Genomic DNA, 12,273 nt, shown 5'->3' with positions numbered 1-12,273 from the left:
GCAAGAGCGATGTCCGAAGACGAGACCGCCACGGGCTACCGGCTGGACGACCAGGTCGGCTTCATTCTGCGACGCGTTCAACAGCGGCACGTGGGCATCTTCGCTGAGGGCATACCGGAGCTGACACCGACCCAGTTTGCCGCGCTGGCGAAGCTGTGCGAGTTGGGGCAAACCTCTCAGAACGCGCTGGGGCGGGCCACCGCGATGGATGCAGCGACGATCAAGGGCGTCGTGGACCGGCTGCGCGGCCGGGGCCTGGTCTCGGCCTGCCCCGACCCCGAGGACATGCGGCGGGTCCACCTTGCCCCAACGGAAGAGGGCCGCCAGCTCTTCGATGAGCTTTCGATCCAGGCCACCGAGATCACCGCGCGCACCCTGGCCCCGCTGACCAGGTCCGAGCAACGGCGGTTTCTTCAATTGCTCAGGAAGCTGGTCTAGACGCCCAGGTAGCGGTCGATCACCGCATGGTCGGCGCGCAGGTCCAAGGCGGGCATCACTTGCGCAAGGCGTCCATTCTCAAGAAATGCCACACGGTCCGCGACCGAGAGCACCGCGTCGACCCGCTGCTCCACCAACAGCACCGCGACGCCGCGATCGCGCATCTGTACGATCACCTGCCGGATCGCGTCGATCATCGAGGGTTGCAGCCCCTCGGTCGGCTCGTCCAGCAGCAATGCCTTGGGCGACAGGCACAAAGCGCGGGCCGTCGCCAGCATCTGCTGCTCGCCCCCCGACAGCGTCTGCGCCCGCTGCTTCAGCCGTTCGCGCAGGCGCGGAAACAGGTCTAGCACCTGCTCGCGCACCTCGGCCCCAGCGCCACGCGCCATCAGTCCGACCTCAAGATTCTGCGCGACGGTCAACTCGCCGAACAGGCGGCGGCCCTGAGGGATATAGCCCAGCCCCTGTTGCGGTACTTGGTGCGGCGGCAGAGCGCTGACCTCGACCCCATCCAGCAGTACCTTGCCGGACATAAGCGGCAGCAGCCCCATGACCGCCTTCATCGTCGTCGTCTTGCCAGCACCGTTGCGGCCCAGAAGACAGAGGATCTCCCCGCCGCGAACGGTCAGCGACAGATCCCGCAGCACCTGCGCCTGCCCGTATCCGGCCCCCACGCCCTGAAGTTCCAGCATCAGGCGGGCGCTCCCAGATAGGCAGCCTGCACGGCCTTATCGGCGCGGATCGCCTCGGGCGGGCCTTCGGCGAGCACCTTTCCGAAATCCAGAACGGTAACGCTGTCAGCGACGTCCATGACGACACTCATGTTGTGCTCGATCAGCAGGATGGTGGTCTCGGCCTTCAGTTCGCGCACCAACGTCTTGAAGGCATCGATCTCGGCGTCGGTCAGGCCCTGAGTGGGTTCATCGAGGATCAGCAGGCGCGGCTCCTGCGCCAGCCCCATTGCGATCTCCAGCAGACGCTGGTGGCCGTAGCTCAGATCCCCCGCCAACACCTTCGGATGCGCGCCCAGCCCGACGCGATCCAGCGCCTGTGCGACCCGCATCGCTTCGCCCTCCAGCCGGACACGGCGCGCGGCCAGGCCCACATTCTCGGCCACCATCAGGCGCGGGAAGACCGAAGTGATCTGGAACGTGTAGGCCATCCCCAGCGCGATCCGCTTGTGCGCGGGCAAGGCCGAGACATCGCGGCCCGCGAATTCCACCGTGCCGCGCGTCGGCCAGATCCGCCCGCAGAGCATCGAGACGAAGGTGGTCTTGCCCGCCCCGTTCGGCCCGATCAGCGCCCGCACCTCGCCTTCCGGCAGATCGAAATCCACGTCCTCGACCGCGTGCAGCCCGTTGAACTGCTTGGTGAGGCCCCGCGTGCGCAGAAGGCTCATGGCAGCCACCCCCAGGCGCGGCGGCGCAGTTCCCCGGCAAGGCCCTGTGGCGCGAACAGCGTCACCAGCACCAGAACCACGCCCGCGACCAGCATGTAGGCGGTGGTCAGCCCGCTGGAGAGGTCGATCAGGTAGAACATGAAGAGCGTACCGATGAACGGGCCGAGCGCCGTGCCTGCGCCGCCCAGAAGTACCCAGAGCAGCGGGAAGATCGAATACTGAACGCTGGCGAAACTGGCCCCGGCATAACCGAAGAGCAGCCCATAGGCCGCACCCGAGGCCGCCGACATCGTGCCCGAGATCACCACCGCACCCAGTTTGAGCCGCACCACGTCATAGCCCAGCATCCGCGCCCGTTCCTCGTTCTCGCGGATCGCGATCAGGGCGCGGCCGAAGCGGGTGCGCATCAGGCGCAGGGTGATCAGCAGGCAGGCGGAGAACAGGATCAGCGCGGCGTAGTAGCGGTTGACCGGGTCGCTTAGGTCGATCCCCCACATCACCCGCTGAGCCTGCCCGATGACGAAGCCCTCGTCGCCGCGGGTGTACTCGCCCATCAGCAGGATCGTCAGATAGCCGGCCTGCGCGAACATCAGCGTGACGATCATGAAGGCGACACCCGCCGTGCGCAGCGCCAGCACGCCGATCACCAACGACACCACGACCCCGGCACCCAGCCCTGCCAGCAACGCCGGCGCCGGTGCCCAGTCGAGCAACCGGATCGACAGGCCCATGCCATACATGCCGGCCGCGAAGAACAACGCGTGGCCGAGGCTCAGCAGCCCGGTATATCCGAACAGGATGTTGTACCCGGCGGCATAACCCGCCAGCACCATGATCCGCGCGAGGTTCCCCTGGTGATACTCGGGCAGGACGAACTGGATCGCCGCCAGCACGACGATAAGGCCGACATGCAGCGCGGCGGACTTTGCGACCCCCTCGTTCATGCGGCGCGGGTCCCGAACAGGCCCTGCGGCCGGAACACGAGCACCAACGCCACCAGCAGCGTCGCGATGATCTTGGCCAGCGTCGGCGAGAAGAAGACCGAGATGATCCCGTCGCTCAGCCCGATCAGCACCGCCGCCGCCACCGTGCCCGGCAGACTGCCGAGCCCGCCGATGATGACGACGATGAAGGACAGCAGAAGCGGATCGCCCCCCATCAGGTAATGCGCCTGCTGGATCGGCACGACCAGTACCGCGCCCAGCGCCGCCAGCGCCGCGCCAAGGCCGAACACCAGTGCATAAACACGCTCCACCGGGATGCCGAAGGCTGTCGCCATGTCGCGATCAAGCTGCGTCGCCCGCATCACCAGCCCGATCCTGGTACGCGCCAACAGGGCCCAAACACCCAGCAGCACCACGACAGCAGCCCCGATCACCGCCAGCTTGTAGCTGGTCGTGCTGAGGCCCCACGGATAATAGAACTGCCAGCTGCCCTCGACCTTCTCGATCCAGGGGATCGCGAGGCGGTGATTGAAGGGCGGCTCGACCGGCCGCGCCTCGGGGCCATAGGTCATCAGCGTCGCCTGCTGGATGATGTAGAGCAGACCGATGGTGGCGACGATGGTTCGCTCGGGGTCATAGTCCACGCGCTTCAGCACTGTCATGTCCGCAAGCGCGGCCAACGCGCCGACGAGCAGCGGCGCCACCACAAGCGCCACGGCGAAGCCCAGCGCCGGGTGCCCGCCGACGGTGGTGGCGATCCACCAGGCCAGAACGGCGCCCAGCATGAAGAACTCGCCATGCGCGACGTTAACGACGCGCATGACGCCAAAGACCAGGCTCAGGCCCACAGCGGTCAGCGCCAGCACAGCGGCTGTCACCGCGCCTTCCAGCGAGGCGAGAAGAAGATAGGGTCCAAATTCCATGCGGCGCGTCTTCCCCCTCAGCCGGCGACCTGCGCGCGGATCGCCCATGCGCGTGCTGTCATGGTAATCGGACCCCCGCCAAGCGTCGCCCTGACCGCTTCGCGCAACGTGTCAGCCTCGTCGGCGGGCAAGGAGGCCAGGTAGCCCGGCGCGGGACCGGCGCCCAGGGTGAAAGGGCGCCAGTAGGCGTCGAAATCATCGAACACAGTCTCGATCTCGATGGCCGTGCTGTCGGCGCCTTCAAGCCCGGCGTTCGTGAAATCCTGCATCAAGTCCCGGCGGGTGGCATGGGGAAAGCGCTGCGCCTCGTCCAGTTCGCCAGCGCGCGCGTCCAGCCTGGCCGCCTCACGCCAGAAAGCCGAGATCATGCCCATACCCTGCCCCGGGTAATCCCAGACATAGCAGGCCACGGTGCCGCCGGGCCGCACCGCGCCGCCCAGAGTTGCGAGCGCCGCGGGTCGGTCGGGTATGAAGTTCAGCGCCAGCCCTGACACGGCAACATCCACCGTGTCCTCGCCCAGCGGCAGCGAGTTTGCATCTCCCACCGCGAAGCGCGCGCGAGGATCGTCGATGCTGGCCGACGCATGGGCGACGAACCCTGCCGAGGGATCGACGCCCAGCACCGAGGCAGGGGCGGCGCGCTCCAGCACAGCCGCGCTCAGCGCGCCGGTGCCGCAGCCGAGGTCGAGCCAGTCGAGCCCCGGCGGCTGGTCCAGCCAGTCGAGGAACCGCGCAGCGACGCGGCGGCTCCAGCGCCCCATGTACGCGTCATAGCTTTCGCCCTCGGACCAGCTGTCGTGCGATGCGCCCTGCCCCATGCGGCTAGAGCGACTGCGTGGTGTAGTCCACCTCGTCCGGGTAGAGTGTGTCCTCGATCGAGGTGGTGTGCACCTTGATCAGTTTCCCCTCCTGCACCTGGCTGATGTACTGGTGTCCGAAGACCTGGTGCGTCTTGCCGTTGAACCGCTTGGCGCCCTGCGGGTGCTGGTCCGAAAGCTCCATGTCGCCGATGCCCTCAACGGCCTCGACTAGCGCGGCGCGTTCCGCCGGCCCCTGGTAGCCGCAGGTCTCCATGCCCTTCTTGATGACGTAAAGCGTCTCCCAGCAGCCGAACATGTGGGCATAGGTCGATACGTCGTCCGGATCGCTGACCGAGGCGCCGTTCTCGTCCACCCCGACCTGCTCGCGGAAGAACTTGTCGTGGCTGCTCTGGTCGGCCTGCGCGTAGCGCGGGTTCCCCTCCCAAAAGTAGGTGCCTTCGAGGAATTCGAGGCCCGGGCTGGCAAGGCTCACAGCCTCGAGGCTGTCGATGAAGCCGAAGATCTCCGGCCGGGACGGGCCGAAGAACTCGCCGAGCTCCTTGACGAAGGTCAGCACCGCGGGGCCGACCATGACGTGATAGACGACCTCGGTCTCGCGCGGGATGCGCGGGAAGTATTTTGTAAAGCTGGTCTCGGTCGGCGGGATGGCGATGTGCTCCAGCACCTGGCCGCCCTGCGCCTCGATCGCGGCGGTGAAGTAATCGCGGTGGTCGTGGCCGAAGGCGAAATCGGGGAAGATCATAGTGACCTTCTTGCCGAGGTTGTCGCCCACGAAGGGCGCCATCGCCTGTACCTGGCTTTTTACATCGGTGATGCCGGGCTGGAGCGTCCAGCGGTTCAGCATGCCGCTGGCGACGTGATGTCCCTCGGATACAACGAAATAGGGCAGTTTCAGTTCTCCGGCGCGGGGGGCCGAGCCGATCACGACATGACTGAAGAGCGTCCCGAACCCGACGTCACAATTGTGCTGGGTCGCGAGTTTCTCGACCACCTCGGCACCGCGCTTGGCGTCGGTACCGTCATCCTCGGCGACGATCTCGACCTGACGACCGTTGATACCGCCGGCCTCGTTGATCAGCTTGACGGCGGCCTGCGTGGTGCGGTCGTACCAGCGGCCGTATGCCGCGCCGATGCCGGTGCGGTGGACCTGGAAGCCGATGCGGATCGGCTCGGAGGTCTGCGCCTGCGCATAGCGCGACCAGAGCGGAAGGCTGGCGGCGCCTGCGCCGGCGGCAAGGGTTTTCAGCGCGCCACGCCGGGTCGGCAGGTTCGGTTTCGTGGTCATCTCGGTCTCTCCCGTAGGTCGTAGCGGGGAAACCCCGCATCCGCGTTTCCAGTTTGCAGAACGCCGTGTGGGCTTGTCCACGGCTTTCTAGACGTTCACCCCGCACGCGGAGAGGCCAGCAGCCAAAGCCCGAACAACGTGTATAGCACCATGAACGCGGCCAGTGGTGCCTGACTCAGCGCGGCGCGGCGGCTGTCGCCGAAGGCCCGGACCGCTAGCGCGTGAGCCATCAGGATCGCCAGCACGTGGCCTGCGACGACCGCCCCCGCCTGCGCCAGAAAGATCACCCGCACCGTATCCTGCCGGTTCAGGAACCCGGTCGAGACCGGATGCGGTCCCAGGCCCAGCAGGTCCCAACCGCGATGCAGCGGATCGGTCGCCCAGGCCAGCAGGTACTGACCGTCCACCAGAAAGGCTGTCAGGTAGTGCGCGATGTGATAGCCCAGCGCGATGGGCAGGATCGAGGGTGCAAACAGCCGAAACGCGTACCCGAGCGCCATTCCCGAGCGCGCCAGCACTAGTCCGGCGCGAACGCAGACAGCGAAGCCCACGATCAGCGCGAGATTGGCCAGCAATAGGCCCAGAAGGGTCGGTACAACCACCTCGGAGCGCCCGGGATACTCCAGGGGGTTCACCCCGATCAGGCCGAACCACCAGAAGGTCTCGTTCAGCCCGTCGAAACTGCCGCCGCCCAGCATCAGCAGAGCGAACAAGGCCATTCCCATGGGAACCACCCTGCCCCGCAATGCCTGCCAGCCGTTCAGGCCCAAGGCCAGCCGCCCCCGGTGCAACCCCAGCAGACCCATCCGGGCATAGGCGCGCATCATCACCGTCAGCCCCTCGCCGCGAAGCAACCAGATCGGGCCGAAGATCAGACCGCCGAGGTACCCCCACATCCAGTAGACAGCGACCATCCGCGCCAGGATCGCCGGGTCCGAGGGCGCGGGATGCGCCAGAAGCACGGCGACAAAGGCCAGGAAGGCGGCAATCGCGGGCGCATAACCCAGCCTACGCGGATAGCGCAGCATCGGGCGTCGCCCTGCAAGCGCGCGGCTGATTGCCAGCGGCCCGGTCCACGGGTTCGTCCACGACCAATGGTTCCCGAGCAGCCCTTGCGCCGCCACCATGCCGATCCACCAGAAGGTCCAGACCGCGAGCGGAAGCGGGTTCTCCAGCGGATCGCGGGTGCCCAGCACCCCCGCTCCGATCAGCAGAACCAGCAGCAGGAACGAGAAACAACTGGCGGACACCCTGCCCCTCGGCCGCGCACGAACCAGCGGCAGGGGCCGGAACAGACCCTCGGCCAACCGCGCGGGCAGCACCGAAAGCAGCAGCACCGTCGCCACCACTGCCGCCACTCCGGCCGAGATATAGACCTCCGTCGGCAGCAACAGGACGAAGCTCTGATCCGACGCGTGACCCCACGCCGGCCCGGCAGGCAACAGCAGCAACGGGGGCAAGGCGCGAAGCGAATTCATGCGCGCAATCTAACAATTCTGGCCACCGAGGAAAGCCGTCACCAGGTCGCGGGATCGTTGACAAGCGCACCATCAACGGAAAATCATTTGCACACCAACAAGTTTTCACCGGAGCCCGCCGATGACTCAGACGCCTTCCGGACTGGTGGTCGGCGTCGACGTGGGCGGCACCTTCACCGACCTGGTCGAGCTCGACCAGGCGACGGGCCAGGTGCGCATCGCCAAGGTGCCCAGCACCCCCGAAAACCAAGCCTTCGGGGTAATGGGCGCGCTCGAAGCCGCCGGGGTCTCACTGGCCGGGCTCGACCTGATCGTGCACGGCACCACGACGACGACCAACGCGGTGCTTGAACGCAAGCTCAGCCCCACGGGCCTGATCACCACGCAGGGGTTCCGCGACGTGCTGGAGCTTGGCCGCCGCACCCGCCCGCAGGCCTATGGCATGACCGGCAGCTTCACGCCGGTCATCCCACGCAACCTTCGGCTGGAGGTGCCGGAGCGGACGGACGCCGCCGGGCAGATCGTAATCCCACTGGACGAGGACGCTGTGCTGGCGGCCGGGCAGCGCCTGCTGCACGCGGGCTGCATCTCGGTCGTGGTGCACTTCCTGCACGCCTACGCCAACCCCGCGCACGAGCGCCGCGCCGGGGAATTATTGCGCACGATCTGGCCAAACGACCACATCACGCTCGGCCACGCGCTGCTCTCGGAAAGCCGGGAATTCGAGCGTGGCGTAACCGCCGCTGTGAACGCCAGCGTGCAGCCGCTTCTGGCCCGTTATGTCCGCCGTCTGCGCGAGGAACTGGCGGGTGGCGGCTATCGCGGCGACGTGCTGGTAATGAACGGCAACGGCGGCATGGTCTCGGCGGCGCGCGTCGCGGACGAGGCCGCCAAGACGGTCATGTCCGGCCCCGCTTCGGGCGTGATGGCTGCGGCACACATCGGCAAACGCGCGGGATGCCCGAACCTGATCACCTACGACATGGGCGGCACCTCGACCGACGTGGCGCTGATCCGCGGCGCCCAGCCCTCGGTCTCGAACGAGATCGAGCTCGAATACGCCATGCCGATCCACGTCCCGATGGTCGACGTGCGTACGGTCGGCGCGGGCGGCGGCTCGATTGCCCGCGTAACCGAGGCGGGGCTGCTGCAGGTCGGCCCCGAGAGCGCGGGCGCGGCGCCGGGGCCCATCTGCTACGGGCGCGGCGGGACGGAACCGACGATCTCGGACGCGAACCTGCTGCTCGGGCGGCTCGACGCCGGCCGGTTCGCGGGCGGCAATGGCGCGGCGGTCGAACCTGCGTTCGCGAAGCTGGGCACCTCGCTCGGCCTCGACGCCGCGGGCGCGGCCGAGGCAGTGCTGCGCATGGCCAACACCACAATGGCCGGCGCGATCCGCATGGTCTCCCTGTCGCTTGGCGCGGATCCGCGCGACTTCGCGCTCTTCGCCTTCGGTGGCGCGGGGCCATTGCACGCCTGCGACCTCGCTTGCGAAATGAGCATTCCGCGCGTGTTGATCCCCGGCAGGCCCGGCATCACCAACGCCATCGGCTGCGTCGTCGCCGACTTGCGCCACGACTTCGTACGCACCGTCAACACCCCCGTCTCCGCGCTCGAACCGGACCGGCTGGCGCAGGTCTTCGCCGCGCAGGCTGCCGAGGGCCACCGCCTGGTCGACGCGGAAACCGTCGAGATCCGCGCCCGGCGTGAAATCTACAGCGTCGACATGCAGTTCATCGGCCAGACCCACCTGCTGCGCGTAGACCTCGACCGCTCCGACGTGACGCCGGACGAATTGCAGACCCTGTTCGAGCAGGCCTACTGGCAGCGCTTCCGCGTCCGCCTGCCCGAGATCCGCGCCACGGTCGTGAATGCCAACTGCTCGGTGATCGGCACGCGGGCCGAGCCGGACCTATCGGCGCTGATCGATCCCGCCGGGCGGCGTGCGACGCTCGACGACGCTCGTACCGCGATACGCCCCGTGCGCTTTGTCGGGCAATGGCACGACACGCCCGTCTACTGGCGCGACCACATGCCTGCCGATGCCGTGCTGACCGGCCCCGCCGTGGTCGAGCAGATGGACACCACCCTACTGATCCCGCCCGGCGACCGGGCCGAGACCGACGCACAGGGCAACCTGCTCATCACCATCGGAGGCGCGCAATGAGCCTCGACCCGATCACCCTTTCCGTCATCCAGGCCGGGCTGCAACAGGTCTGCGACGAGATGGACCTGGCCTTTTCGCGCGCGGCCTTCTCGCCGGTCATCGCCGAGGCCAACGACCGCTCGGACGGGATCTATGACGCCGTGGACGGCGCGCTTATTGCACAAGGCGCGGGCGGGCTTCCGGTCTTTGTCGGCACGATGCAGGAGTCCACCCGTACCCTGATCCGCATGATCGACGATGGCAGCGCTGCCGCGCCTCAGCCCGGCGACGTCTACATCGTCAACGACCCCTACCTGGGCGGCACGCACCTGATGGACGTGCGCTTCGCCCGGCCGTTCTATCGCGGAAGCAAACTCTACTGCTGGCTCTCCAACACCGGCCACTGGCCCGACACGGGCGGCGCGGTGCCAGGCGGGTTCTCGGCCTCTGCCACGGCGGTCGAGCAGGAGGGACTGCGCCTGCCCCCGGTTCGCTTGTTCAAACAGGGGCAGTTGGACAGGGAACTCTACGCCGTCATCTGCTCCAACATCCGCGTCGCCGACCAGCGCATCGGCGATGTGCAGGCGCAGGCCGCCGCGCTGGAGGTCGGGGCCGAGCGGCTGGCCGCGCTGATGGACCGCTACGGCGACGCCACCGTGACCGAGGCGATAGCCGAGCTTCGGACACGCGCCGCCCAACAAATGCGCGCCTGCATCGCGCAGATCCCCGAGGGCCGCTTCGAATCCACCGCCTGGATCGACAGCGATGGCGTGGTGGACGCGCCTTTGGCAATCCGGCTGGCGGTCACCCGAGACGCCGACGGGCTGACCTTCGACTTCACCGGCTCCGCCGTGCCCTGCGCGGGACCGATGAACTCGGTCCGGGCAACGACGCTCAGCTCGGTCTACCTCGCGATGCGGCACATCTTCCCGCAGGTGCCGATCAGCGCCGGGGCGTTCGAGCCGCTGCATGTCACCGGCATCGAGGGCACATTCCTTGACGCCCGTTACCCTCGCCCGGTCTCGGGCTGCGCGGCGGAGGTCAGCCAGCGCATCGCCGAGGCGGTCTTCGCCGCGCTGGTCCAGGCCCTGCCCGACCGCGTTACCGCCGCCCCCGCCGGGACCAGCGGCAACTTCGCGCTCGGCGGCTACGACCCGGCACGGGGCCGCGACTTCGTGATGTACCAGCTGTCGGGCGGCGGCTACGGCGGCAATGCGGACCACGACGGGCTCAGCAACGGCTGTTCGACCATCGGTATCTCAAAGGCTCCGCCGGTAGAGATCATGGAACAGGCCTTCCCGGTACTCTACCGCCGCTATGCCCTGCGCGAGGGCTCCGGCGGGGCTGGCAGGCACCGAGGCGGGTTCGGGCTGGACTACGAGGTCGAACTGCGGCGCGGCAATGCTCAGGCGAGCTTCGTCATGGACCACGGGCGTTTCGGCCCGCAAGGCGCGCTCGGCGGGCAGGATGGCGCGACGAACCGGGTGACGGTCTGGCGCGGTGGCGAGGCCCATGTCCCGCCACATCTGTCGAAGGAACAGGACATCCCACTTTCCCCGGGCGACCGGGTTCACGTTGAGACGCCCGGAGGCGGCGGATACGGCGATCCCCTGACGCGAGACCCGATGCGCGTGGCCGAGGACGTGGCATTGGAACGCTACAGCGCCGCGCAAGTCGAGACCCTGTTCGGCGTCGTGCTGACCGGCACGCCGCCGGTGCCGGACACCGCCGCGACCGAGGCGCTGCGGGCCAGCCTGCGGGCAGCGAAACCATGAGCGAAGAGATCCGTCCGACCACAGTTGCAGTCGAAACAGCGGTTTGCGGTTGGGACTTCGCGCGAAACTGGTGTAAACAGCGTCCCGCACGCACAAATCGGCGAGGCCCCGTGGGCGACAGACAGATCGATACCAGCGCACCCGCGAAAGGGGGCGGCGCGTGAAACTGACCGGCCTTCCGCAATTCCAGGCGGTCTGCTCGACCCGCAATCTCACGGCGGCGGCGCAGCTTCTGGGCGTCTCGCAGCCAGCGCTGACGCAGGCGATCGGCAAGCTCGAGAAACAGCTGGGCGTGCAGCTTTTCGACCGTTCGACACGGCCGCTCAACATCACGCCCTATGGCGAGTTGCTGCTGGACTACGCGCGCACACTGGAAAAGAACACCGAGGAACTGACCGCGGGGATCGACGCGCTGCGCACCGGCTCGGGCGGGGTGCTGAGGGTCGGCACCGGCCCCGACTGGATTCACGAGTTGCTGCCGATTGCCGTTGCGCGGATGCACGAGGAACAGCCGGGTTTGCGTATCCAGCTTGTCGTCGGGCTCAACGACGATCTGCGCGCGCGGCTCGATGCGGGCGAACTGGACATGTTTTTCGCCTCGGTCGCCGACCCGCACTTCGGCGCAGCCTATGAAACCCGGATCCTGCTCCAGGAGGCGATGCTGGTTATCGCCCGCACCGACCATCCGATTCATCAGGGGCCACCCAAGACGCTGGAACAGCTGGCCGAGGAACCCTGGGTCATGACCCAGGATTCGACGTTCGGGCGGCAGCTTCTGCGGCGGCTTTTTGGCAAGGCCGGCGTTCAGATGCCGATCCCGGCGGTCGAGACGAACTCGGTCCGGGCGATGTCGAACATCCTGCGCCACAGCCGGATGCTCGGGTTCCTGTCGCGGACCCACACCCTCGCCTATCCCGAGATAGCGCCGGTGGCGACCACGGACGACATGCCGATGCGCGAGGGCGGCGTCACCTGGCGCCGTGACAGCCCGTTGATGCCCGCAGGCGAACGGATGGTCGCGCTGGTCGAAGAGATCATCGCCGGGCAAGGCGCAGTCAGCTAGG

Annotated in this window: 11 protein-coding genes; 4 read left to right on the top strand and 7 right to left on the bottom strand. The window is 67.7% G+C overall.

The window, feature by feature from the left end; genetic code table 11:
- Positions 1 to 9 precede the first annotated feature (9 nt).
- Positions 10 to 438 (top strand): MarR family winged helix-turn-helix transcriptional regulator, encoded by a 429-nt coding sequence (locus ACW9UR_RS04660; protein ID WP_458915750.1) that lies wholly within the window; start codon positions 10 to 12, stop codon positions 436 to 438.
- Here ACW9UR_RS04660 and ACW9UR_RS04655 read toward each other — a convergent pair.
- The 7 genes from ACW9UR_RS04655 to ACW9UR_RS04625 form a co-directional block, all read right to left on the bottom strand.
- The gene (locus ACW9UR_RS04655) at positions 435 to 1,130 is read right to left on the bottom strand and encodes an ABC transporter ATP-binding protein (RefSeq protein ID WP_458915749.1); all 696 of its coding nucleotides are present in this window, start codon (positions 1,128 to 1,130) and stop codon (positions 435 to 437) included. The two genes, ACW9UR_RS04660 and ACW9UR_RS04655, sit on opposite strands and share 4 nt — an antisense overlap.
- Complete coding sequence (locus ACW9UR_RS04650) at positions 1,130 to 1,837, bottom strand: ABC transporter ATP-binding protein (protein WP_458915748.1); 708 nt, start codon at positions 1,835 to 1,837, stop codon at positions 1,130 to 1,132. The genes ACW9UR_RS04655 and ACW9UR_RS04650 overlap by 1 nt, the downstream gene beginning before the upstream one ends.
- Positions 1,834 to 2,781, bottom strand: a complete 948-nt coding sequence (locus ACW9UR_RS04645) for a branched-chain amino acid ABC transporter permease (protein WP_458915747.1) — start codon at positions 2,779 to 2,781, stop codon at positions 1,834 to 1,836. Before ACW9UR_RS04645 ends, ACW9UR_RS04650 begins: the two co-directional genes overlap by 4 nt.
- The gene (locus tag ACW9UR_RS04640; protein ID WP_458915746.1) at positions 2,778 to 3,704 is read right to left on the bottom strand and encodes a branched-chain amino acid ABC transporter permease; all 927 of its coding nucleotides are present in this window, start codon (positions 3,702 to 3,704) and stop codon (positions 2,778 to 2,780) included. Before ACW9UR_RS04640 ends, ACW9UR_RS04645 begins: the two co-directional genes overlap by 4 nt.
- 17 nt (positions 3,705 to 3,721) lie before the next feature.
- On the bottom strand, positions 3,722 to 4,522 hold the full coding sequence (locus ACW9UR_RS04635; RefSeq protein ID WP_458915744.1) for a class I SAM-dependent methyltransferase: 801 nt from the start codon (positions 4,520 to 4,522) through the stop codon (positions 3,722 to 3,724).
- Positions 4,523 to 4,526: 4 nt separating this feature from the next.
- A complete protein-coding gene (locus ACW9UR_RS04630) occupies positions 4,527 to 5,810 on the bottom strand; it encodes an ABC transporter substrate-binding protein (RefSeq protein ID WP_458915743.1) in 1,284 nt (427 codons plus the stop codon).
- 95 nt (positions 5,811 to 5,905) lie between these two features.
- A complete protein-coding gene (locus tag ACW9UR_RS04625; RefSeq protein WP_458915742.1) occupies positions 5,906 to 7,288 on the bottom strand; it encodes a hypothetical protein in 1,383 nt (460 codons plus the stop codon).
- 121 nt (positions 7,289 to 7,409) lie between these two features.
- Between ACW9UR_RS04625 and ACW9UR_RS04620 the strand changes: the two genes are divergently transcribed.
- The 3 genes from ACW9UR_RS04620 to ACW9UR_RS04610 all read left to right on the top strand — a co-directional run bounded on the left by ACW9UR_RS04620 (position 7,410) and on the right by ACW9UR_RS04610 (position 12,272).
- Entirely contained in the window at positions 7,410 to 9,455 is a 2,046-nt protein-coding gene (locus tag ACW9UR_RS04620) for a hydantoinase/oxoprolinase family protein (protein ID WP_458915741.1), read from the top strand.
- Positions 9,452 to 11,209, top strand: coding sequence for a hydantoinase B/oxoprolinase family protein (locus ACW9UR_RS04615; RefSeq protein WP_458915740.1), 1,758 nt, complete (start codon positions 9,452 to 9,454; stop codon positions 11,207 to 11,209). Before ACW9UR_RS04620 ends, ACW9UR_RS04615 begins: the two co-directional genes overlap by 4 nt.
- 160 nt (positions 11,210 to 11,369) lie before the next feature.
- A complete protein-coding gene (locus tag ACW9UR_RS04610; RefSeq protein ID WP_458915739.1) occupies positions 11,370 to 12,272 on the top strand; it encodes a LysR family transcriptional regulator in 903 nt (300 codons plus the stop codon).
- Position 12,273: the final 1 nt, after the last annotated feature.

The sequence above is a fragment of the Halovulum sp. GXIMD14794 genome (assembly GCF_054457455.1).
The sequence above is the reverse complement of the archived record's forward strand: the minus strand, read 5'-3'. Positions and strand labels throughout refer to the sequence as shown.

Bases quoted from the DNA above. Each gene is read 5' to 3' on its own strand.
- ACW9UR_RS04660 (WP_458915750.1), top strand. From the start codon at position 10: ATGTCCGAAGACGAGACCGCCACGGGCTACCGGCTGGACGACCAGGTC.
- ACW9UR_RS04655 (WP_458915749.1), bottom strand. From the start codon at position 1,130: ATGCTGGAACTTCAGGGCGTGGGGGCCGGATACGGGCAGGCGCAGGTG.
- ACW9UR_RS04650 (WP_458915748.1), bottom strand. From the start codon at position 1,837: ATGAGCCTTCTGCGCACGCGGGGCCTCACCAAGCAGTTCAACGGGCTG.
- ACW9UR_RS04645 (WP_458915747.1), bottom strand. From the start codon at position 2,781: ATGAACGAGGGGGTCGCAAAGTCCGCCGCGCTGCATGTCGGCCTTATC.
- ACW9UR_RS04640 (WP_458915746.1), bottom strand. From the start codon at position 3,704: ATGGAATTTGGACCCTATCTTCTTCTCGCCTCGCTGGAAGGCGCGGTG.
- ACW9UR_RS04635 (WP_458915744.1), bottom strand. From the start codon at position 4,522: ATGGGGCAGGGCGCATCGCACGACAGCTGGTCCGAGGGCGAAAGCTAT.
- ACW9UR_RS04630 (WP_458915743.1), bottom strand. From the start codon at position 5,810: ATGACCACGAAACCGAACCTGCCGACCCGGCGTGGCGCGCTGAAAACC.
- ACW9UR_RS04625 (WP_458915742.1), bottom strand. From the start codon at position 7,288: ATGAATTCGCTTCGCGCCTTGCCCCCGTTGCTGCTGTTGCCTGCCGGG.
- ACW9UR_RS04620 (WP_458915741.1), top strand. From the start codon at position 7,410: ATGACTCAGACGCCTTCCGGACTGGTGGTCGGCGTCGACGTGGGCGGC.
- ACW9UR_RS04615 (WP_458915740.1), top strand. From the start codon at position 9,452: ATGAGCCTCGACCCGATCACCCTTTCCGTCATCCAGGCCGGGCTGCAA.